Source organism: Paraburkholderia sediminicola (assembly GCF_046030555.1).
Classification (GTDB): Bacteria; Pseudomonadota; Gammaproteobacteria; order Burkholderiales; family Burkholderiaceae; genus Paraburkholderia; species Paraburkholderia sediminicola_E.
In genome coordinates this window covers 311,191-333,373 of the sequence record NZ_JAQQCH010000001.1, presented here as the reverse complement: position 1 = coordinate 333,373, position 22,183 = coordinate 311,191, and the positions used below count along the sequence as shown (strand labels likewise).

Here is a 22,183-nt window from a genome sequence, read left to right as displayed (position 1 = left end):
GCGAATGGATTTGGCGAATGCGCACCGCGAATGCCAGGTACAGCTTCGCGGACCTTGCTATGATCGCGGGATGCGTAACCACGTACATACGCACGCACATACGCACGCCAATGTGTCTGCACGTGCGTGACATGGGCGAACACACAGGGCCGCGCGGCCCCGAACAGGACGGCAACGACAATGGCAGCAGACATGGACGTCAAGCAGCGCTTTTTTCCGCACACCCAGGATGAACTGAAGGAAATCGCCTCGGACATCCTTCGTCACGCGAAGTCGCTCGGCGGTACCGACGCGGCGACCGAGATTTCCGAAGGCGACGGCCTGTCCGTCTCCGTGCGGCGCGGCGAAGTCGAGACGATCGAACATAACCGCGACAAGATGGTCGGCGTGACGGTGTTCATCGGCAACAAGCGCGGCAACGCGAGCACCTCGGACTTTTCATCGCAGGCTTTGAAGGATACGGTCGCGGCGGCATACAACATCGCCCGCTTCACCGCTGAAGACGACTGCGCGGGCCTCGCCGAAGCAGACTTGCTCGAAACCGCACCGCGCGATCTCGATCTGTATCACCCGTGGAATCTGTCGGCCGACGAGGCGGTGGAAATCGCCCGGCGCTCGGAAGACGCAGCGTTCGCGACCGATCCGCAGATCAAGAATTCGGAAGGCGCGAGCGTCTCGGCACAGCACTCGCAATTCGTGCTGGCGACCTCGCGCGGTTTCCTCGCCGGCTATCCGTACTCGCGTCACTACATCGCGTGCGCGCCGATTGCCGGCAGCGCGCGCAATATGCAGCGTGACGACTGGTACACGTCGACCCGTAGCGCGGGCGACCTTGCCGATCCGGAGGCGGTGGGCCGTTACGCAGCGCAACGGGCGCTGTCGCGCATCGGCGCGCGCGGGCTTGATACGCGCAAGGTGCCGGTGCTGTTCGAAGCGCCGCTTGCCGCCGGCATTCTCGGCGCGTTCGTTCAGGCAACGAGCGGCGGCGCGCTGTACCGCAAGACCTCGTTCCTCGTCGACAGCCTCGGCAAGCCGGTGTTCGCGCCGCACGTCCAGGTGGTCGAAGATCCGCACGTCGCGCGTGCGATGGGCAGCGCGCCGTTCGACGAAGAGGGCGTGCGAACCAAACAGCGCTCGGTGGTGAAGGACGGCGTGGTGGAAGGCTACTTCCTGTCCACTTACTCGGCGCGCAAACTCGGCATGCAGACCACCGGCAACGCGGGCGGCTCGCACAATCTGTCGCTGCGCAGCTCGAAGACGCGTCCGGAAGACGATTTCGAAGAAATGCTGAAGAAGCTCGGCACGGGCCTGCTGCTGACCGAATTGATGGGGCAGGGCGTGAACTATGTGACGGGCGATTATTCGCGCGGCGCGTCGGGTTTCTGGGTCGAAAACGGCAAGATCCAGTATCCGGTCGAGGAAATCACGGTGGCGAGTACCTTGCAGGAGATGTTCCGCCATATCGTCGCGATCGGCGCGGATACGATCACGCGCGGCACCAAGGAAACGGGCTCGGTGCTGATCGAACGGATGACGATTGCCGGGCAGTAAGCGGTTCGATTAACGCGGCTGCAGACCGGCGCAGTCCGGTCGCACAAGAAGGCCGAAAAAAAACGCCACGCAAGCCATTGCGTGGCGTTTTTTTATGCGCGCATTGAGGCTGGTGGCAAATGCTCGACGCCTGAAGCCCGATCTGCCAGGTTCAACGCAAATCCTCAAGCACCCTTACGCTTATAAGTCACGAACGCATAGTCGAAATCGTTCGGCGCGTCCGCGCGATGCGTTTCGTGCGCGACTTCTTCCCACTCGCTTTCATCGAGTTCCGGGAACGTGGCGTCGCCTTCGAAGTCGGCGGAAATCTCGGTGATGATCAGCTTGTCCGCCTGACGCAAACCTTCTGCATACAACTGCGCGCCGCCGATCAGAAATGCTTCCGGCGCCTGGTCCTGCGCGGCGAGCTTCAGCGCTTCCTCGAGGGTGGTGGCCGCGTCGCAGCCCTGGAAGCGCCGCGCGGCATCCCGTGTCACGACAATGTTGCGGCGTCCCGGCAACGGCCGGCCGATCGATTCATGCGTCTTGCGGCCCATGATGATCGGCGCACCCATCGTGGTGCGCTTGAAGAACGCGAGGTCTTCGGGAAGTCGCCAGGGCAACTGGTTGTTGCGGCCGATCACGCCATTATTGGCGCGAGCGACGATCAGGGTGAGCGTCGTCATCGAATGGAAAGGGGAACGTAACCAGGCTGATTCTACCTGAGGCGCAAGCCGGCACTACGATGCAAGCCGGCTCGGAGCCCGGACGGGCACCTACGCCGGCGCCAGCCTGACCGGCTTACGACTTCCGCCATGGCGGGGCATTGAAGCACTGGCCGGGCAGTCAGTGCTTCCACCGAGGCAGGCTGAAAAGCGCCTGCCGGGCAAGCAGTATCCCAACCTGGCAGGTCCGTCACGCACGCGGGCCGCGCAAGCGAACCCAGCCGGCGCCGCGCGTCACGGTGCCGGATACCGTGCCTGACGTCCCGTCATTCGTGCGAAGGCTCATCGGCGGCGAACGTTTCCAACGATGCCTTCTCGTCGGCCGCACTCAGCTCCCGCAGTCCGTGCTGGCCCATTAGCCTGTACAGCGTCACGCGCGAAATATTCAGGTCCACCGCCGCCTCGTTCAGGCGGTGACGATGGCGCAGCAGCGCCGCTTCGATCGCGCGCTTCTCGGCGGCTTCGCGCGCTTGTGAGAGGCTCATGGTCTGCTGCTCGGTGAACTGCCCGAGGTCGAGGTCGTCGGCGGAAATCAGCTTGTTCTCGGCCATCACGATTGCGCGGCGCACCCGGTTGATCAGCTCGCGGACATTGCCGGGCCAGTTGTAGTTGTACAGCGCCTCGATCGCCGACGGCGTGAAGCCGCGAATATTGCGGGCGCTATCGATCTTGAACTTGTGCAGGATGTGATGCGCGAGGATTTCGATGTCTTTGCCACGCGCCCGCAACGGCGGTTCATCCACTCGCAACACACACAGCCGGTGAAACAGGTCGGCACGGAACTGCCCTTCGCGCATTGCACTTTCGAGGTCGACGTGGGTAGCCGAAATAATTCGCACGTCAATCGGAATCGATTCGCGACCGCCGAGGCGTTCGATCTTGCCTTCCTGCAGAAAACGCAGCAGGCTCGCCTGACTTTCGAGTGGCAGATCGCCGATTTCGTCGAGCAGCAGCGTGCCGCCATCGGCTGCTTCGACACGGCCAATCTTGCGCTGATTCGCACCGGTGAATGCGCCACGCTCGTAGCCGAATAGTTCGGATTGCAACAGATGATGCGGAATCGCGCCGCAATTGATCGCGATGAACGGCGCCTTGCGGCGCGGCGAGCGTTCGTGAATCGCGAGCGCGGTGAGTTCCTTGCCGGTGCCCGACTCGCCGGAGATAAACACGCTCGCATCCGTGTTGGCCACCTTGCGAATGGTGCGAAAGAGGTTCTGCATTGCCTCGCAGGTGCCGACCATTTCCTCGTCACCTGAGTCGCTCACAGGCGGGGCGAGTTCTGGTTCGCACAGCGTCACCATGCCGAAGGCGTGGCCGACCAGATAGTCGACCGTTGCGTTTGCCACCGGCATCTTCACGTAGTCGAAGCAGTAGTGGCGCACGAGTCGACGCACCAGCGGATCGCCAAGCCTTTCGTTGGTGGCGAGCGCGATCCAGCCGACCTGCTGCTGGCGCAAGCTCGCTTCGAGCCCGCCCAGATCGCGCGGCGGGAAGCTTGCTAGATCGACAATGCCGGCGCAGGCCACGTCGGGCTTCACGAGCTTGCCGAGTTCATGCGCCGAGCGCGCCACCGCGACGGTCCAGCCGCGGCTTTTCAGATGCGCGACGAGCGTCTCGTCCGGCGTACGCGCCACGTACAGCACTGTGCGTTCGGCGTGCGCATGGGTGGCTGGCGTACCCATCGAAGCCACCGAAGCCACCGCCGCCACTGCAGGACGGTTCGTCACGGCTTCGAGCGAGCGGCCCGCAGGGATCTCCTTCGGCAGCGCAAGCGTCATATGCGATCCCGCGCCCGCCACCGAAGTAACACTGGTTAGATGAGGTGATTCACGCACGTTCGACCTCGTTTTGTTGACACGTCAGAAGGTGTAGGGAAACCGCACGCCGACCACGAAGTTCGGCGCATCCGGGGTCAAGCCGACGGAGACCGAGCCGTTGATGGTCAGGTGTTTGTTCACGACGTGGTTCAGGCCGAAATTCAGCGCCGCAGCCGTAGTTTCACTGCCTGGCACCTTGGAATAAGAGCCACCCGGCGCACGCGTTTGCGACTCGGGTTCGAGCGCCATGGTGTAGGAGATGCTGGCGGAGTCCTTATCGGAGAACGCCAGCGCCACGCCACCGCCGAACTGCACGATGTCACCGAGCTTGACCGTCGCCGGCTCGGTTTGTCCTTGCACCGACGAGATGTCCGCGAACGAGCGCGCAATGTTATAGGTGTACGAAAGACTGCCGAACAGCACCACCGGGTCATACGTCTTCAACAGCGAAACGCCGGCGGTGATGTTCCAGAAACCCGTGCCGGTGGGCAGCTTGCTGGGCGCCACCAGGTTGGTGTTGTCGTTGTCCACCTGCACCAGTTTTTCGCCAAACGGCGACGAGCCGGTCGGCGCTTTGATACGCAGACTGCCGACGATGTCCGGCAGACTATTGGTCTCTTTCAGGAACTGGTAGTAGATCCCGAAATTGACGTCGCCGATATCGCTGCCGTTCACGGATGCATCGGACAGCGTACTCGCCGCGCCGCCGGCGCCGCCGACGATGAAGTTGCTATGCCGGTAGATGTACGGCACGTCGACGTCGATACTCATGCGGTCGGTCAAGCCGTAGCGCGTATCGAGATCGGCCATCACCTGGTGCGACTTGGTCTCGCCCAGGTTGATGTTGCCGAGGAAAATCGCGTCGAGCGCGAGGAAGCCCGACAGCTGCAACTGGCGGCGATCGTAGTAGGTATCGCTGATGCCCCAGTCCAGCGTCAGCTTGTGATCGAAGAGCGGCGCATGCTCGCGCTGTACGACGGCTTCTTCGGCTTGCGTACGCACCGGTTCGGCGGCTCTCTGGGTCGTGCCGATCGCGCCGCTGCCGTCGGTGGCGGCAGGCAAACCGCCTGCGTTGCTGCCATCGGGCGGCGGCGGATTGACCGGCACGCCGGTCGCCGTGCCCGTGTTACCGCCCGGCGCGGGCGTGCCGGGGTTGAGCTGCGCGAGTGGCGGCAGTGGTACCGGCAGGCCGTCGGCGCCGGGCTGCTCGGCCACGGCTTCGCTACCTGCCGGCGCACCGTAGCCCGGCACGCCGCGGCCGCGCTCCGCCATTTCCAGATTGGTGACCTGCTGCTCAAGTGAGTGGATCTGCCGCTGCTGCTCGTCGACCACCCGCATCAACGTGTTAAGACGATCGTCGATCGATTGTCCGGCGAGCGCTTGCGCGCTCGCTCCTTGCGAAAGTGCGAATAGCATCACGGCGGCGGGAATAGCCGCCAGTGCCATGCGCGGCACCTTTGTCGATGAAAAATTGTTCATTTTGTGTTCCCCCGGTGTTCCGGCGGCGCGCCACCTGTCTCCTGGCGACGCGCTGCCGTATCAGTACTGCATGTGCTGCTATAGGCGGGTGGCGGCCCGCATGGTCATCTCCTGTTTTGCAGAGCTTGTAGTACGCCTAGCTGACGGATCATTGCGGCCGACATCTGCTGCGTCTGCAGATGCAACTGCAATGCGTTGGCGACTTGCTGGTTATTGCCTGCAATCTGCAGCAACTGGGCGATTTGCCCGTTGCCTGGCGTGATGGTCTGGGTGGCGAACCCGGCCGGAGTCTGCAGCGCGACGCTGATACCGTTGCTGCCGAACGAAATGCCGGCTTTGATTGAGCCGGTCGAATTACTGGCCGCTGCTGACGGTGCATTGGCGGTCCCCGTCAGCGTCACGGCACTATTATTGAAATCAATGATTGCGGAGTTCGAGCCGGCATTTCGATCGCCCGCCACTTGCGTGACTTGGGAAACGCCGTTGACCGAAATGCTCTGCCCACCGTTTGCCTGCGCGTTGGGATTGGCGCCGGAATTGCCGGATCCGCCGCCGGTCACGCTGGCAAGCGTGTTGACGGCCGTGCTCACTTGACCCGCTGCGTTCTGCACGGCGGAGAGCGTGCCTTGGGCGAGGGCGGTCACGCCGTTGGGCAACTGCCATTGCGAAAGGACACTCAGAACGAAGCCTGAAATCATCGTGGCGCCGGCATATTTGCCGGTCTGATTGGCGAGGACATCGTCGTCCACCATCTGCACCTTGATGGCGGCGGAGTCGATGTCGTGAGCAGCAAGAAACTCGGGCACCGGTGGCGAGCCGGCGGCTTCTGATGCAAAGGCGTTGCTGGTCAGGCTGCACATCGTGGTGCAGATTGCGAGGCCTAACTGTGAAAGGTGGCGCTTCATGGTTGGGTCAGAACAGGTCTGCCTTGATCAAGCCGTACTCGACAAAGGGAGTCGCCGCAGTGCCGTTAGCCAGCGCGTTGGCGCGAAGCTTGAGCGCGAGCGACTCGTTGTCCTGCAATAGCGGTGAATCCTCCCTGAAGGGTTTGCCGAGAACCGCGAACACGAGGCCGTTCCAGGTCTTGGCGAAGTCTTCTTTGAGCACGATGCGATTGCCGAGCGCGGGGTCCGCAATGAAGATGCGGCCCTCCTGTGCATGCTTGACGATCACGAAGTGCTCATACCCGTCGATGTTCATCAGAACCATCACGGGGATCTGTAAGTGCTCAAGCGCGTCGGCGCTGACGCGGAAGCCGCGGCCGCGCAGGCCGACGGTCTCGACGAACTTCTTCATGTCGAGCATTGAGAAGCCATTTTTGACAACGACTTCGGGCGTCGAGAAAACCATCATCCGGCGAATCAGTTCGGTCTCCGGAATGTCGATGCCATAGCCGTATTTGAGGAGGGTGGCGAGCGCCGCCGCACCGCAGCTGTAATCGAACTGCTGATTGACGATGTGGTTGTAGCGGATGTCCCGCATCGAACGAACCGTCTTGGTCAACGGAACGCCCACGAAGGTGGACGTGTCGATGCGCGCCTGTGCATAGCTGCTGACGCACAAAGTGCACCCTGCCAGCGCTACAACGAACTGTAGCGCCGGGAACCCCTTGAACCCGGACATGCTGGTCTCCTGCTTTTACACGCGCCGACCGCTCTCATGGCGGTCGGCGCGTGCCTCCCTTCTTTTAGGCTTCTTCTACCTGTCCGACACTTACTTGCCGCTGTTCAGCGCAGCGATCGCGAGACCGTTGTGCTGGAGGTTGCCCGCGCCACCGGCGATATTCACACCGATGTTGCCGGATGCATTGGCAAGTGCGCCTGCACCCAACATCGCGGTACCCTGGAATTGACCCACGACCGTCATACCGGCGGTTTGCGAGTTGTCATCCGTGGCGATCATCGCGGTGGTTTGCGCGTTGCCCGGCGTTGTCGTCGTCACTGCACCGGCGAGGCTGTTGTTCTGCACGTTGCCGATACCCGAGGCCACGTTCACCCCGACATTGCCCGTCACGCCCGACAGCGAGCCGTCCCCGATCGACGCATTCAGATTGAAATTGTTGATCTTGGCGTAGCCACCCGAGGACTGGTTGTTGAAGATCTGCGCGTTGCCGAACACGTTGCCGATGTCGACCGAAGCGAGCGAGACATCGTTGCTTTGGGCATTGCTGATGCCTTCCGCGATGTTGATGCCAAGGTTGCCCGACACACCGTTAGCGGCATTGGCGCCCGTCGTTGCAGTCAGCGTTCCTGCCGCTTGCGTGTTGATGTGCTGCGTCACCGAACCCTTGACCGTCACGTCAGTCGTCGCAAGGCTCGCGTCGATTCCCCAGGCTGCGCCATAAGCGTCCGTGGAGGACGACTTGCTGTTCGAGTAGCCGGACGATTGCTCGCCGACCGCCACGAAGCCCGAACCTTGATTGGCTTTGTAGCCCCAGACACTGCCTTGTCCGGAAGCTTGCGATGCTTCGAAACCACCCGCTAGGCCCGAGGTGTTGGCGTAGCTCGATTCGTTATATCCGGCCTGGAAGCCGCCGCTTGCATGGGCCGAGCCTTCGCCGAAGAACGGTGTGTTGAAGCCCTGATAGTTGTAACTGCCGCCGATCGAACCGCCGGCTGCGATATGGCCGCCGGAATTCTGACTGGTATGGGTGAAGCCGCCTTCAATGCCGGATGCCTGCTGGCTGGTTTGATAGCCACCACCCGCCACCGAGCTGCTTTGATTGCCGTACGCATAACCAGCCGAGGCCTGGTAGCCTTGCGAGCCGGACGACGACGACGAGTGGCTTTGCGATGTCACAGCGAAGGCCGTACCGCTAGCATTGATCGACGAAGAGTTGTTGTTGACGGAAGTCGTCACGTGACCGGTCGTGTAGCTCTGTGCTTGCGGATTGAGCGTCGCATTCACGGTGACCGACTGATTGTTGTTGATGACTGCGCCCGCCGTGCTTGACACATGCACGCAACCATACAGGCCCACCAGACCTTCGACGCCTACTGCTTCGCCGACTAGCGTGGCGTTGAACAGGTAGGCCTTTTGCGGTGCGGCGAACGCGCTGCTGGATGCGGCGACGAGAACGGCTGCAGCAATAAGAGTGCGCTTCATGATTCGCTCCGATACTTTAAGTGTGGTCAGTTAAAAAAAGTGCCCGCCGGGGGACGGAGCACAAAACTGTTTGCCGTGGCATTACCGGCGCCGGCTGTCTGGTTGATCTGCACGATCCCGCTGACGTTCCTGAAGGCATCGCTGGATATGTTTGCCTCACGCACGCTATGAACCCCGATTGATTGACCCAGACCTCCATTTTTCGGGGCCGTCGCGGATAGCTCCCCATCCGAGACGGTCTCGACTCCGAGTGCAGCAGTACCCAACTGAGTGCTGTTGCGCTGCAGATTCCCTGCTCCGGCGGACTGGTTCACCAGCACCGCACCGGATGTATTCGAAAAAGCATTGGCTTCGATCGAGGCCCGCGCATTCGTGACCTTCGCGGCCGCCGTCGCGCTTTGCACGCTGGCGTTGTCGTTGCCGACTACGCCGCCGTTCGAAACCGTGACCTGATTGAGTTGCGCGTTATTGATGCCGGCCGTTTCATTGACCGTGAACGCGCCGGTGACGCCAGCGCCGGCACCGTTGCCGATCGTCGCGTCGGCGCCGACCTTGGGCACTGCTTGCGCATGGGCATGGCTCGCCACAAGGACCGAGCCGCTCATGCAGACAAACAGCGCCACATGCAGTGGCCGGACTTTGAGCGCGCTCATTTCAGACCTCCGAGCGAGCCGGAGAGGGCGCTTGACAGCGGCGCCAGCGCACCCGTCACCGACGAGGTGATGGTTCCGCCGATGCCCGGGCCCGGCATGCCGATGCCCCCGGCGTTCAGCGCGATGTTGTTGCCGGTCGTCTTGCCGCTCAGGATTTGCGTAACCGCCTGCATGCCGGTGCCACCGAGCACGCCGCCGTCGGCGACACCGCTCGATCCGTGCGCATTCGTCAGGTCGGTATCGCCGACAAGCTGGGCGATGGCCGGATTGAAGCTATTGGCCGGGAACGTGGTGGCACGCACCGCGACCGGGTCCTGGTCTCGCGGCACCGACACGAAGGCATCGCGTGGCGTGACCGTGCGCTCGACAATGATGTCGCCCGGGTTGACGGTCTGTTGCGCGGCGGCGCCGACGGCGAAACACGTGGCGAGCAAGGCGACGATGGTTGCCAGCGCTGCCGGCAACGGGGTGGACGATGCCGCCGGCGACCTGTGTGCACGCGGCGTCCGGGTTGAAGTGGTCATGTCTCGGTCCTTGTTCTTGTCCTGTTAGCGCGTGGTGTGTTGGGTACGCCACAGCCGCCGATTTGCATCGCTAATTTGTTCGGGCTACTTTCTTTGGTAATTGACGACATTGCCTTGTGCAGCGCGCGCGGCGTCGATCGGAATCGGCAACGGCGAGGGCGGGGCGATCTCATCCCACAGCGTGACGTTGCCGCCGCCGCCGTTGCCGCCCATCAGTTGCGGCGTCGCGGCCACCATCAACATGCCGACCGCGCCGCCGCGTTGACGCGACAGCATCTGGTCGTCGAGCGAAAAGTAGTTCACGGATGCAGCATCGGCCGGAATGCTCAGTACGTCGCCGGCGAGCTGGCTATCAGGGGCCGTCGTGTCCGGTGAGGCCACCACTGCGAGCGTCGTGCTCGTGAGGGTGGCGGAACCGGCATCGGCGGTTTCGGCCATCGTGACTGATTGAGACGGGGCGAATTCCTGTGCATTGACGCCAGTGGACAGCACGGTCAAGGCCACTGCGGCAGCGCATAGTGCGCTGCAAGGTGCAATGCTGTTCAGGTCGATGCGGAAAGCGAGTCGCATGATGTGTCTCCTTGGTGCACAGCATTTAGCGAAACGTGTGCCATGAGTCGCAATCCATTGGTGCGTCTGGATGTGACCTGTATGCCTCGGAGTAACAACTAGGAAATCGGTCAAAAACGTTTCAGCGCTGAAACGGTAGGCAGAAAATACCTGTAATTCGTTAAATCTGAAGGTATGAACTACCTTGGGGTGAACGCTAGGAAAAGCGCTTCCACAATGGTTTTATTCATAAGCTGAATAAGTAGTGATCGGCCGCTTGGCCTTGCTGGGCAACGGGTCCCCGATTAAATTCGCATAATTGTTTTCCAAGTGACGCGCGTATAGTAAGCTCTCGAAAACAGCTTCAGATTTAAAAAAGCCCGCTAACGGGCCGTCTCAAACACACACGCCGCTTTCTTGGGGATCAGCTGTCCGCACGGAATGGAATGGCCGTTCGGGTTTTGCTATTTCGCGAATCCCGAACGAGTCAGCGTGTCTGAACTCCGGTTCAGGTGCGTGCGTCATCCTTAACGTTCGTTGACGAGAGGATCTGAATAATGGAACCCGCAACGCGGCAACTGATTTACGTTTCACGCGATCCGAGCGCGGAGCTGAATACCCGCTTCCATCAGCGTGGCTGGCATGTCGAAGTCGTGGGGTCGGCGCGCGACGTGCGCCGTGCTGTTCGCGCCGGAATGGCGGCGGGCGGCTTGCTCGATCTGTCTAGCGATTTTCAGCCACACGAAATTGCCGCCTTCGAGTCCTGCCTGACCATGCCGAACGTCGGCTGGGTCGCAGCCACCACGCCCGGACAATTGCAGGACGCGGCCTTGCGCCGGCTCGTGCGTGACTATTGTTTCGACTATGTAACGGTGCCTTACTCGGGCGACAGGATCGTCGACTCGGTTGGTCATGCATACGGCATGATCTCGCTTGGCGAGCCGGCATCGAACGATGCATCGCAGGGCGCCGAAGGCGAAATGGTCGGTTCGTGCGACGCGATGCTCGCGCTGTTCCGTTCAATCCGCAAAGTGGCGATGACCGACGCGCCGGTGTTTATTTCAGGCGAATCGGGCACCGGCAAGGAGTTGACCGCGGTCGCGATCCACGAACGCTCGGCGCGCCGCAATGCGCCTTTTGTGCCGATCAACTGCGGCGCGATTCCGCCGCATCTGTTGCAATCCGAACTATTTGGGTATGAGCGCGGCGCGTTCACTGGCGCCAATCAGCGCAAAATCGGCCGCGTGGAAGCGGCCAACGGCGGCACGCTGTTTCTCGATGAAATCGGCGATCTGCCGCTCGAAAGCCAGGCGAGCCTGCTGCGCTTCCTGCAGGAACGCAAAGTGGAGCGGCTGGGCGGCCACGGTTCGATCGACGTCGACGTGCGCATTATCTCGGCAACCCACGTGGATATGACGTCCGCGATGATCGAAGGGCGCTTCCGCTCCGACCTGTATCACCGCCTGTGCGTGCTGCAAATCGACGAACCGCCGTTGCGCGCACGTGGTAAGGATATCGAACTGCTTGCGCGGCACATGCTGGAACGTTTCAAGAAAGATGCAAGCCGCCGCTTGCGCGGCTTCGCGCCCGACGCCATCGCGGCGCTGCATAACTACGGCTGGCCGGGCAATGTGCGCGAGTTGATCAATCGCGTGCGGCGCGCCATCGTGATGTCGGAAGGGCGTGCGATTACGGCGCGCGACCTCGAGCTCGCCGAGTATGTCGAGATCGTGCCGGTGTCGCTCGCGCAGGCGCGCGAGGCGGCCGAACGTCAGGCAATCGAGCTCGCCCTCCTGCGCCATCGCGGCCGTCTCGGCGACGCCGCGCAGGAACTTGGTATTTCGCGCGTGACGCTGTACCGCCTGTTGTGCTCGCACGGCATGCGCCATATGGAAGGCGAACCGCTGAGCGCACCGCACAGCGACTTGCCGGCTTCCGTGCCGCATCTCTGACGCGCTTTCCTGCCGATATTTTCTCCGTCGCGCGCCTCGACCGGGCGCCGTCCGGCTGCGCTTGTTAAAATCGGGTTTTCCGCTCAATCTCCGTGGCGCCAGTTCCTGATCAGGGGCGCGCTTCGTCGAAGGAACCCGCATGAAACAATACCTCGACCTCGTCCGCACGATTCTCGACACCGGCACGTGGCAGGAGAACCGCACCGGCATCCGCACCATCAGCATGCCTGGCGCCATGTTGCGCTTCGACCTCCAGCAGGGCTTTCCCGCGGTTACCACGAAAAAACTGGCGTTCAAATCGGCCGTGGGTGAACTGGTCGGGTTTCTACGCGCCTCGCGCAGCGCCGCGGATTTTCGCGATCTGGGCTGTAAGGTGTGGGACGCGAATGCCAACCAGAATCCGCAATGGCTTGCCAATCCGTATCGCCAGGGCGCGGACGATCTCGGCGACGTATATGGCGTGCAGTGGCGCCAGTGGCCGGCCTACAAGGTGCTGGACGCGAGCGCCAGCGCGCAACTGGCCGACGCCACTGCCCGTGGCTTCCAGGTGGTGACGGAATTCGAGGAAGACGGCAGCCCCAAGGTACTGCTGTACAAGGCGATCGACCAGTTGCGGCAATGTCTCGACACGATCATGCAGAACCCCGCCGACCGGCGAATTTTGTTTCATGCCTGGAACCCCGCCGTGCTGGACCAGATCGCGCTGCCGGCTTGCCACCTGCTTTATCAGTTCCTGCCGAACGTCGCGCGCCGTGAAATTTCGCTGTGTTTGTACATTCGCAGCAACGATGTCGGCCTCGGCACGCCGTTCAATCTGACCGAAGGCGCGGCATTGCTGCATCTGGTCGGTCGCCTGACGGGTTATACGCCGCGCTGGTTTACCTACTTCATCGGCGACGCGCACCTTTTTGTGGAACCTAAAAAGGCATCAACCTACCACTGACAAAGGCTTAGACCCGGTTCTCCCTCTGGTATTTCTTCAGAAAGTACCAACGCTGTAGCTTTCCCCCTGCGCATTGCCGCTAAGCCAGAATCTCAACGCCTTCCAAATTGACCCGTCTCTTCGACGATGGCGACGTCGCGCGTCTTACGTTCGCTACCGCGACGAATGTCGCGTGCAAACAACAGTACCCGTGAAGAGTCGACGTGAGAGCGCGGCCGTACTGGCCACGTTTGCGCAGGGCAGCCTCATGCGTCGCCACATCAGGACGATGACTGACTACCCGAGTTGAGATTTTCGTGGAGTGCTTCTGCCTTGGGTGCCTCTGCTTGCGGTATGTCCGCGGCCACAGATTGACCATTACGACGAGCGGAGAAGTGCGACCGGGTCGACGTCAAGGCCATAGGCCAACTTTTGCAAGTTGTCGAGGGAGATGTTGGTTGCCGACCGCTCGACCTGACTGACGTACGTCCGATGGAAGCCACACATATCGCTGAGTTTTTCTTGTGACAGGCCTCGTTCAGTGCGCAGCTTCCAGACGTTTTCTGCAACGCGTCGGCGCAGGTACGGGTCGAATTCGTTCAGCTCAGTGTCAGTCATGGACGGGAATTTCGCCCACCACCAGTTTTTCGTCTACCGGCTATACGTCTACCGTTTATACATCTACTGTGTATACATCTCATTCGAACGTGTTTATCATGAACGAAAGGTCGACAAGCGATGCTTTGCCGTACCTTCAAACGCGCGCTCCGACAGCGATAGGGCAATGCCAAAGCCAAAGACAGCCTGCTCAGTTCGAATTTCATGGCATACGAAGTTGATACGGCGCGTAGGCGCTGGTAGTCGTGTGTGGTGTTTCTCAAGCGGCTCAGCAGCCCTGCACGCTGGATAGCCTCTCGCCGCGACGTCGACTGGTGCACCCGTGAGTGGGCACAACGTTGATGTTGTCGTGACTTTTATCGGCGACCTCCCGAGCCAGCTTTGCATGACGGACGAATGGCACCGCACCGCAGCCGTTTTGGCGCCAGCAAAGTGGCGCGCGTAAGCAACCAAGGAGATTTTGATGGCCCGTCAGCCCGTTCCTCAGACCACGGTCGAGCCCGATGTCTATCTTTCGCGTTGGAGAATCTTCGAAACCGATGACGGTCTGCAGCGGCTTGTCGGCTTCGACTCCGTTGACCTTGGGCGCGTGAGTTCTGCTCTCGTCACGTTCAACCCTAAAACGATGCACGTGCAATCAAGCGATGGCCTTACCTACCGACTCCTTGGCGAGCCCGGAAACTTTTGGGATGTAATTGAAACGTGGGACAGCTGGTTTCACACCATCACCCACGGACAGGGCGGGGCCGTTAAAGATGTGACAGACAAGATGCGCGGAAGTGCTATGGGTAACGGCGATACCCAGCGTCCACATATATCTGGCGCGCGGCGCAGGTCATAAGACGCACGGGGCTGAGATGCCATAGCGATTCGAATCTGCGCAAAAGGTTATAGATTCGCTTAAGTAAGGAATGACCATGCCGCCTCGGTCTACGCGTGAGACGAAGAACGACACATCGCTCAAAGAAGAATGGATACAACACATCCTACGTCGCGCCGTCGTCGCAGCCATCTTGTGCGACCCGAAAGTCATTGAAACCCTGCTGCAAATCCCAGATGCGGCGCTCGGCCGCATGTTCAAGAATCATCTCTGTGCAGCCATGGGTATAGCTACGATATACGGAATTGACCTTCCTGCCCTTCGAGAGGACGAAGAGAATCTTCGCAAGCGGGTCAGACGTGCGTCGAAGTCGACACCCGAAGATGAGCCTTTGTCCGGAGCCAACAAAGCGAACGCTGAGCGTTACCCGCTTGTGCACCAAGGAAAAGTACTTCGAACCCACGACTTCTGCGATGCGGCCGGCATCACAGAAAAGATGCTGGATAAGTATGTCGCCTCGAATCGGATGTTCCGCGTCTACTTTGGGCCGGACGCTTATATCCCAGCGTTTTTTCTCACGCCCATGATTTTCCGCGATGACTTCAGAAAAGTCATACGTCGTCTGGGCAAAATTGACTCGTGGACAATGTTCGACTTCTTCACGACACCGGTCAATACGCTGGACGGTGATACGCCGCTGCAGCGACTATCGGTCGAAGATGTTAAGTCGGTTGTGAAAGAAGCCGCGACCTTTGCGCAACAATATGTGCAGCTTTTCCCATAGGCACGAAACCTCAGGTTCTAACGTCTGCCGGTCATGACAGAACTGCTGACCTTCGCCGTCAATAGCTCCGCACTTTTGGTCGTGCCGGCAGTCGCGTTCGTACTCAGCTTGGTCATGCTGCACATCAAAAGGAGATACGTGAAAGAGGGGATTTTGTTCGGGTGCAAGGCCTCGGAACACGACCGCCGCGCATCAAAAGAGGGAAATGAAATGAACTCGGGTAGCGATATTGACCTTGAGATTGCGCTTCGCAAGTTCCATGAATTGGGCTTGGCGGACGGGGACTTGGGATATGCCTATTGGTATAAAGTCGGGCAGCTACTCAAACGAGCGGCTGGCCTGCAAGCGCAAATCGACGCGCTCAGCAAAGAGTTGGAACAGTTGCGCGCCACGCGACAGAAAAGGAATTGAAACTGATGCTTGGTTCTGGTCCTAGTTTGGGACACTCCCGCGGATGCACATCTACATGAACATGAACGCCGACGAGCATCTGACGACAGACCACGTCGCAGTTAGCAGACTTCTTTCGAAGATTTTGCGACATGAACCCGAGATGATTGGCATCCGGCTCGACAGTCAGGGCTGGGTATCTGTCGACGAACTGATACGCGCAATCGAACGCGCTGCGCGTACTGCGGGTGCGTCAAAGCGGTTTAGAACGATGCCAGCAGTTACGAGAGACGTCATTCTGGCGGTCGTCGCGACGAGCGACAAACAGCGCTTCTCACTATCCGCAGACGGCGAGCGAATACGCGCGGCGCAAGGTCACTCGATAGAGGTGAACCTAGGCTATGCCGCAATAGAGCCCCCGGCCATTCTGTATCACGGCACCGCGTGGAGCAACTGGGCGAGTATCACTGTTGAAGGATTGATACCTCGAACCAGGCACGCCGTCCATCTGAGCACGGACATCGACACGGCAACTCGAGTAGGTGCTCGCCACGGGTCACCATTGGTTCTCGTTGTGGACGCTTCGCAGATGTACGTCGATGGGCACACCTTCTCTTGCTCGGATAACGGCGTTTGGCTTACTTCGGTAGTCCAGACTATATACCTGTCTCAATTAAAACACGGTGAGCGCGGGCAGAAGTGATGGAAGTGTGTGCTCAGCGAGACCCAAGACATTCTTCGCAACCGACTTGAAATGAACGAGCAATCGCGTCTTGAAGAGCTGCTATTGAGTAGGTCCGAGCGCCCCTCGGAAGACTTCAGTCGGAGCTGGCAGATGAGGAAATCCCCTAGCTGCGGCATCATCCGCTCGGGACCTACAACGGGCAAGTGGTGCATTTTCGCGCCTTCATCCGATGTCGACCAGGCATGGGCGAAAATCAAATGCGCCGTTGAAGGCGACAACCTATTGTTTGCGAAGGTATCGACGGCTCTGCGCAGCATGGGTCGTGATGGTCACGTCATTTGCGTGTACACGCAAGATTGGACAGACAAACAAGACCTCTTGCACGTACGTGAAGTGTTACGGTCGCTGGGCTTTATCGGCGAGCTCGGGTACAAGCGTGACATCGACACCCTGAAGAGAATTTACGGCCCTGACGAATGGTATCTACGCGCGTAGCAGCAGTTGAACTCGCGTGGCGACGTGGCGTTGCTGGCCCCGCGCGCACCGTCGACTTTGTATCGGGCCACACTCTCTTGCACAATGACGCTTACACAGATGACTGATTTGCGAGATGGAAAGCTGGAGAAAGCAGCCGGCTGGCTGCGGGACGCCGACGGACTTCTCATCACTGCTGGTGCCGGCATGGGTGTCGACTCCGGCCTTCCTGACTTTCGCGGTCGAGATGGCTTCTGGCGCGCTTACCCAGCGCTTCGACACCGTGGTCTTTCGTTCGAAGATATGGCAAACCCCGCGATGTTCGCGGGGCATCCGAAACTGGCTTGGGGCTTCTATGGACACCGCTTGAAGCTTTACCGTGACACCGTACCGCACGAGGGCTTCGCGATATTGCGCAGGTGGGCAGACCGCATGAGTCATCGCGCGTTCGTGTTCACGAGCAACGTCGATGGACAGCTCCAAAAGGCCGGGTTCCCGGAACACCGTGTGCACGAATGCCATGGGTCGATTCACACACTCCAATGCCTGGGGACCTGTACGGACGATACGTGGTCGGCGATAGGTTTTCATCCGCTCGTAAATGAAACAACTTCGGAGTTGGAGAGCCCGATGCCCCGTTGCCCTCGTTGTGGCGCTCTCGCGCGTCCGAATATCCTCATGTTCGGAGACTGGGCTTGGGTCGGCCTTCCCTATGAGAAACAGCAGCAGCGACTCGCAGCCTGCATTTCTTCCGTGTCGAAGCTTGTTGTTGTGGAAGTGGGCGCCGGGAAAGCCCTACCGACGGTACGACGCTTCAGCGAACGATTCTCGGCGCAGAGGCTCATTCGAATTAACCTTCGGGAGTCGGACACGAAACCGTCGCATCAAGTTGGCTTAGAGGGCACCGCCGATGCGACGCTCAAAATGCTTGACGCCCAGTTATGAGCTTTCGCAAATCACACTCAACTGCGGATACACCTTGGCAGCCAGGTGTTTGCGCTGCGCTGAGCGAAATCGCGCGCGGGGCGACGACATGCGAGGCGTGTCCGGTGGTCACGCCGACTCGGCAGTTGCCACAGCTATAGAGAACGAGATGACAGACCCACGTGTGCCTGATGATTTTCCGAGATACCCGGACCTAGGTTCTGTAACCGGGGTTCAACCAAAACTTCTCGTTCGCGAAGTCGATGGACGTTATCAAAGCGGTCTCACGGACGAGCAACTGTGGGTACGCTACGACGCGTGCGAGGACCTCGCTGTCCAGCTTTCCGAGTATGCAACAAAAAAGATTTCGACCTCCGGCATGTCCCGTGATATGGCATTGAGGAGAGTCGAGAAGGGCGTGAGATTGAAGGTCGACTCGGGTACGTGGGACTTTTCGCAAGCAGAAGTGGCTTGGGTCATGAAGCGCACGCAGCAGTTGCTACTCGCTGCGAACGACGACTAGCGTGAACACTCATTCTGACAACCGCCACAGCATTCTGCCCCGAAGAACCGGACCCACCCACTCTAAGCCTCCATCAGTAACAGACACTACTCGTACGAACGCCGGCTTATCCCCGACGATGGGCACACTGATAGGTGCCGAACTCATCCGCGATTTCCGAGCAAAGTTTCCCCGCGTCGCACTGCATATCCGTGAAGGACAAAGCAGCTCCCTACAGGAATGGGTAATGGACCGGCGGGTCGATATGGCCGTGGTCTACAACCAGCCGCCGCTCGACACCTTCAACGTACGTCCTTTGTACAGTGAGCCGATGATTCTGATAGCTCCCCCGGGGACGAAGATGCCACAAAAGGGTTTCCAAATTCGTGACCTCGCCATTCTCCCGTTGATTCTGCCAGGCTTGCCTCACAGCAATCGCCGCGTCATCGAGCACGCCGTGGTCCAGCACGGGATTAGGCTGAGAGTGGAGCTCGAGGTCGATAGCGTTGCTCTCACAAAACAACTCGTCAAATCCGGCGTCGGTTATTCGATACTCACGTCCATCGCAATCCGCGACGAAGTAGCGAGGGGCCTTTGCACCCGTGAGGCAATAAGGAAGCAAGTTACAGCAGGAGAAACCGCCTCGGTTATGCAATCAATCTATATCGGTTATGCAGGATTCCAAGAGTCAAGCAGCTCGCATTCTCAGCTTCAACAACATGTCGGGGTTAAGCATCCTCGCCTCGTGGGCCGCGAGTATGCGAGAGCGGCCCTTCGAGGCATCGCAGTCTCGGAACGTCGCTTGCTACGTGGTTGTTCTCCACCATTTAAAGGGGAAGGACAATGGCAGGCGACAGCTCATACAAGCCGGGCGAAATAGTAAAAGTTTCGGGTATCTATTCGGTGGTGCATGATGATGGGAAAGACACGTTCGAGGTCACTTGCGTCGAAGGCGAGCACTTTCCGCCGACACATAGCGGCAAAGGTGTGCATTTCGAGCTGAAGTACGCAGCGACGCATTCACACAAGCATGATGAACTAAAGGGAGCTGAGGGCCGCAGCTAGACCGTGTGCGGAAAGCGGCGCATCGCGAAGTGGTACCTTGACGGTGCGCCGATTTCCTCTGAGCCATCGGAGGTTTGGCATTGCCATCACAACTTGGGTGACCGGCTTATGGCCGGCGTGAACCTGCCTACTGTTGGGCTTTCTTCGGGCCAAACCTATGGTCACGAGCCGCAGAGTTGCATCTCCCTCTCTCAACCGCTACGAGAGGATGCGGGATTTCGGCGCAACGCCTGAGCCTGCCCCATCAGCCAACGCCACAAGCGGGTCAGCGGACCTTGGTTTCGTCGTTCAGAAGCACTGGGCCAGTCGCCTTCATTATGATTTCCGCCTTGAGCTGGATGGCGTGCTGGTTTCCTGGGCTTTGCCTAAAGGGCTCTGCTACGACCCAAAGGAAAAAAGAATCGCCATCCATGTCGAGGACCATCCCCTCGAGTACGCGACGTTCGAAGGAACGATTCCTCCGAAACAATACGGCGCTGGTAGCGTAATCGTGTGGGACCGCGGGACGTGGGAACCGGTTGGCGACCCGAGAAAGGCATTGGTTGCCGGCAAGCTGATGTTTCAACTCCATGGCGAGAAACTGGCGGGCTTATGGGAACTGGTTCGCATAACCAAGCAAGACGACAAACAAGACCAGTGGATGCTTTTCAAAAAGCGCGATGAATGGGCACAACCGCTGGCCAAATACGATGTCATCAAGGCGCTTCCGGACAGCGTCACCGCGAAGCCGCTGGGGTTGCTCGAAGAGCGGGAGCCGAAAGTCGCGCGGCCAGCGCGCAATAGCAACCAGGAACTAGACCTGTCTGCCGCCACGAGCGCGCCGCTCCCCGCCAAACTCGAACCGCAGCGCGCGACGCTGGCTTCGTCGCTACCAACGAGCGGTGATTGGATAACGGAAAGCAAACTTGATGGCTACAGAATGCTCGCCCGCGTCGACAAAGGTCGCGTGCGGCTGTTCACAAGCGGCGGCCACGACTGGACTAAGAAGCTCGCGAGTCTGGCAACGCAGGTGGCGAAGTTGCCTGTCTCGAGTGGATGGCTGGACGGTGAAATCGTCGTGCTGAGCAACGGGCTGCCAGATTTCGGCGCTCTCCAAAATGCTATAGATGGCGCGAAGAATCAGGAAATCATCTATTTTCTGTTCGACCTCCCGTACTTCGATGGCATGGACCTCAGGGAGGTCCCGCTGTGGGCGCGCCGCGCGCTGCTTTCAAAAATGCTCAGCGATGAAGGCGACCGAATCCGGTTCAGTCAGGACTTCGATGCTCCGGTGGCCCAGATATTCGAGGCGGCTGCTGGTTTAGGTCTCGAAGGCTTGATGTTGAAACGTCGCGACGCGACATACGAGTCAGGAAGGACCCAGACATGGCTGAAGGCAAAGTGCCGGCTTCGGCAGGAGCTTGTGGTCTGTGGTTTCACCGCTCGGGGCGGCAAGGACGGCGAAGTTGGCAGCCTCCTGCTTGGATACTACGTCGGCAACCAGCTTCATGACGCCGGCAGCGTCGGCACCGGTTGGAACGCCCGCACTGGCCGAGACCTATGGGTCCGCCTGACGTCGCTCGAGCTGGAGGCCGCTCCCTTTGACATCGTTGTATCGAAGCCCGGCCGCTGGTCGAGGCGTGCAGCGGGCAGCGAGCGCTGGGTTCGGCCTGAGCTCGTTGCCGAGGTCGAGTTTGCCGAATGGACTGCGGAAGGTGTCGTGCGCCAGGCGTCGTTCAAGGGTCTGCGTGTCGACAAGCCCGCGCGCCTCGTCGTCCGGGAAGCCGCTGAGACTCTGACGCCAGCGCCCACTTCTCAGGTGAAAGTCACCCACCCTGAGCGTATCGTCGACCCGACAAGCGGCGTTACAAAGCTGGACCTGGTTCGGTATTACGAAAGCGTCGCCCAATGGATACTTCCGCACCTGAAGGAACGCCCGCTGGCGATGGTCCGCGCGCCCACCGGCATTTCAGGTGAGCTGTTTTTCCAGAAGCACGCCGAAAAGACTTCGATGCCGGGGCTGAAAGCCCATGACCGCGATTTGTGGCTGAATCACCCGCCGGTGTTGACCATCGATACCGTTGACGCATTGATGTCGGCGGCCCAGATGAATGTCGTGGAGTTTCACACCTGGAATTCAACGGTCCTGCAAATCGACAAGCCTGACCGGGTCATCTTTGACTTGGACCCGGGCGAAGGGGTCAAGTGGAAGCAGATTCAGGAAGCGGCAGTGCTTGTGCATGCATTGTTGACAGAGCTGGACCTGAAGGCCTGGCTAAAGACAAGTGGAGGTAAGGGCCTGCATGTTGTCGTGCCGCTGACGCCCAAGCTGGACTACAAATCGGTGAAGGCGTTTTCGCAGGCGTTCGTCCGGCATCTGGCAAAAACCATCCCCGAGCGCTTTTCGGCAACGTCGGGCGCAGCCAACAGAATTGGCAAAATCTATGTTGATTACCTGCGCAACGGGAAGGCGCAGACGACAGCCACCGCATTTTCTGCGCGTGCACGGCCGGGAATGGGTGTGTCAATGCCGGTATCGTGGGAACAACTGTCCGACTTGAAAAGCGGCGCGCACTGGACGGTGCAAGCAGCGAGAGAGTATCTTAGCTTCCAGGCGCTCGACCCGTGGGAGGCATATTGGTCAACGCGCCAATCGTTAGCGTCAGCCGTGAAGCGCCTGCGCTAG

The 22,183-nt window shown here is 59.9% G+C and carries 22 protein-coding genes and 1 pseudogene; 13 read left to right on the top strand and 10 right to left on the bottom strand.

Features of this window, described 5'->3' with window-relative positions:
• Positions 1-180: 180 nt before the first annotated feature.
• Positions 181-1,551 (top strand): metalloprotease PmbA, encoded by a 1,371-nt coding sequence (pmbA, locus tag PQQ52_RS01550; protein WP_408206206.1) that lies wholly within the window; start codon positions 181-183, stop codon positions 1,549-1,551.
• A 164-nt stretch (positions 1,552-1,715) separates the two neighbouring features.
• Here the strand turns inward: pmbA and PQQ52_RS01545 are convergent, their stop codons facing one another.
• The 9 genes from PQQ52_RS01545 to PQQ52_RS01505 form a co-directional block, all read right to left on the bottom strand.
• A complete protein-coding gene (locus PQQ52_RS01545) occupies positions 1,716-2,216 on the bottom strand; it encodes a dihydrofolate reductase (RefSeq protein WP_408206204.1) in 501 nt (166 codons plus the stop codon).
• 305 nt (positions 2,217-2,521) lie between these two features.
• Positions 2,522-4,090, bottom strand: coding sequence for a sigma-54 dependent transcriptional regulator (locus PQQ52_RS01540; RefSeq protein WP_408206202.1), 1,569 nt, complete (start codon positions 4,088-4,090; stop codon positions 2,522-2,524).
• A gap of 24 nt (positions 4,091-4,114) precedes the next feature.
• Positions 4,115-5,551, bottom strand: a complete 1,437-nt coding sequence (locus PQQ52_RS01535) for a hypothetical protein (RefSeq protein WP_408206200.1) — start codon at positions 5,549-5,551, stop codon at positions 4,115-4,117.
• Positions 5,552-5,655: 104 nt separating this feature from the next.
• Positions 5,656-6,456, bottom strand: coding sequence for a peptidase C39 (locus PQQ52_RS01530; RefSeq protein ID WP_408206198.1), 801 nt, complete (start codon positions 6,454-6,456; stop codon positions 5,656-5,658).
• Between the two features lie 7 nt (positions 6,457-6,463).
• On the bottom strand, positions 6,464-7,174 hold the full coding sequence (locus PQQ52_RS01525; RefSeq protein WP_408206196.1) for a C39 family peptidase: 711 nt from the start codon (positions 7,172-7,174) through the stop codon (positions 6,464-6,466).
• Positions 7,175-7,264: 90 nt separating this feature from the next.
• Positions 7,265-8,656, bottom strand: a complete 1,392-nt coding sequence (locus PQQ52_RS01520; RefSeq protein WP_408206195.1) for a FapB/FapC family functional amyloid domain-containing protein — start codon at positions 8,654-8,656, stop codon at positions 7,265-7,267.
• A gap of 26 nt (positions 8,657-8,682) precedes the next feature.
• Positions 8,683-9,261, bottom strand: coding sequence for a FapB/FapC family functional amyloid domain-containing protein (locus tag PQQ52_RS01515; RefSeq protein WP_408206772.1), 579 nt, complete (start codon positions 9,259-9,261; stop codon positions 8,683-8,685).
• Positions 9,262-9,305: 44 nt separating this feature from the next.
• Positions 9,306-9,833 carry a FapA family amyloid fibril periplasmic chaperone gene (locus tag PQQ52_RS01510; RefSeq protein WP_408206194.1) on the bottom strand — a complete coding sequence of 176 codons (528 nt, stop codon included), beginning with the start codon at positions 9,831-9,833 and terminating at the stop codon, positions 9,306-9,308.
• An 84-nt stretch (positions 9,834-9,917) separates the two neighbouring features.
• Positions 9,918-10,403 carry a hypothetical protein gene (locus tag PQQ52_RS01505; protein WP_408206192.1) on the bottom strand — a complete coding sequence of 162 codons (486 nt, stop codon included), beginning with the start codon at positions 10,401-10,403 and terminating at the stop codon, positions 9,918-9,920.
• A 536-nt stretch (positions 10,404-10,939) separates the two neighbouring features.
• On the opposite strand from PQQ52_RS01505, the gene PQQ52_RS01500 reads away from it, so the two are divergent.
• Together PQQ52_RS01500 and PQQ52_RS01495 are read left to right on the top strand one after the other, a co-directional pair.
• Complete coding sequence (locus PQQ52_RS01500; RefSeq protein ID WP_408206190.1) at positions 10,940-12,334, top strand: sigma-54 dependent transcriptional regulator; 1,395 nt, start codon at positions 10,940-10,942, stop codon at positions 12,332-12,334.
• A 139-nt stretch (positions 12,335-12,473) separates the two neighbouring features.
• Positions 12,474-13,244: pseudogene (locus PQQ52_RS01495) on the top strand (thymidylate synthase); the annotation flags it as partial.
• 390 nt (positions 13,245-13,634) lie between these two features.
• Here PQQ52_RS01495 and PQQ52_RS01490 read toward each other — a convergent pair.
• Positions 13,635-13,874 carry a helix-turn-helix domain-containing protein gene (locus tag PQQ52_RS01490; protein ID WP_408206188.1) on the bottom strand — a complete coding sequence of 80 codons (240 nt, stop codon included), beginning with the start codon at positions 13,872-13,874 and terminating at the stop codon, positions 13,635-13,637.
• A 463-nt stretch (positions 13,875-14,337) separates the two neighbouring features.
• Between PQQ52_RS01490 and PQQ52_RS01485 the strand changes: the two genes are divergently transcribed.
• From PQQ52_RS01485 to ligD, 10 genes are all read left to right on the top strand, one after another.
• Positions 14,338-14,715: a hypothetical protein gene (locus PQQ52_RS01485; RefSeq protein WP_408206186.1), complete on the top strand. Its 378-nt coding sequence runs from the start codon at positions 14,338-14,340 to the stop codon at positions 14,713-14,715.
• 76 nt (positions 14,716-14,791) lie between these two features.
• Positions 14,792-15,478 (top strand): hypothetical protein, encoded by a 687-nt coding sequence (locus tag PQQ52_RS01480; RefSeq protein ID WP_408206184.1) that lies wholly within the window; start codon positions 14,792-14,794, stop codon positions 15,476-15,478.
• 33 nt (positions 15,479-15,511) lie between these two features.
• Entirely contained in the window at positions 15,512-15,889 is a 378-nt protein-coding gene (locus PQQ52_RS01475) for a hypothetical protein (RefSeq protein ID WP_408206182.1), read from the top strand.
• A gap of 55 nt (positions 15,890-15,944) precedes the next feature.
• Positions 15,945-16,571 (top strand): RNA 2'-phosphotransferase, encoded by a 627-nt coding sequence (locus PQQ52_RS01470; protein WP_408206180.1) that lies wholly within the window; start codon positions 15,945-15,947, stop codon positions 16,569-16,571.
• 132 nt (positions 16,572-16,703) lie between these two features.
• Entirely contained in the window at positions 16,704-17,048 is a 345-nt protein-coding gene (locus PQQ52_RS01465) for a putative phosphothreonine lyase domain-containing protein (protein ID WP_408206178.1), read from the top strand.
• A gap of 99 nt (positions 17,049-17,147) precedes the next feature.
• Entirely contained in the window at positions 17,148-17,972 is an 825-nt protein-coding gene (locus PQQ52_RS01460) for an SIR2 family NAD-dependent protein deacylase (protein WP_408206176.1), read from the top strand.
• 358 nt (positions 17,973-18,330) lie between these two features.
• Positions 18,331-18,474: a hypothetical protein gene (locus PQQ52_RS01455; protein WP_408206174.1), complete on the top strand. Its 144-nt coding sequence runs from the start codon at positions 18,331-18,333 to the stop codon at positions 18,472-18,474.
• A gap of 1 nt (position 18,475) precedes the next feature.
• Complete coding sequence (locus PQQ52_RS01450; protein ID WP_408206172.1) at positions 18,476-19,333, top strand: LysR substrate-binding domain-containing protein; 858 nt, start codon at positions 18,476-18,478, stop codon at positions 19,331-19,333.
• Entirely contained in the window at positions 19,297-19,518 is a 222-nt protein-coding gene (locus PQQ52_RS01445) for a hypothetical protein (protein ID WP_408206170.1), read from the top strand. The genes PQQ52_RS01450 and PQQ52_RS01445 overlap by 37 nt, the downstream gene beginning before the upstream one ends.
• Positions 19,519-19,675: 157 nt before the next feature.
• A complete protein-coding gene (gene ligD, locus PQQ52_RS01440; protein ID WP_408206168.1) occupies positions 19,676-22,183 on the top strand; it encodes a DNA ligase D in 2,508 nt (835 codons plus the stop codon).